General features: G+C 51.0%; 1 protein-coding gene. It reads right to left on the reverse strand.

What is annotated here, in order from left to right; translation table 11 throughout:
- The coding region (locus HMPREF9441_RS18925; RefSeq protein WP_008623825.1) for a pyridoxal-phosphate dependent enzyme at positions 1-204 on the reverse strand (204 nt) is incomplete at both ends.

A 204-nucleotide genomic window follows, 5' to 3' on the forward strand; every position in this document is an offset into this window, starting at 1 on the left:
TGTATAGCGGCAGTGGTAGCTTCTTTTAGTGTCTGTAGCCCATCGGTGATGGATACTACCCTTGCCCCTAAAAGTTCCATTCTAAAAACGTTCAGTCTTTGGCGTTCAATATCTACAGCCCCCATATATACATCGCATTCAAGCCCCAGAAGAGCAGCCGCCGTAGCGGTAGCCACGCCGTGTTGTCCCGCACCTGTTTCGGCA

The organism is Paraprevotella clara YIT 11840, from assembly GCF_000233955.1.
Taxonomy (GTDB): domain Bacteria; phylum Bacteroidota; class Bacteroidia; order Bacteroidales; family Bacteroidaceae; genus Paraprevotella; species Paraprevotella clara.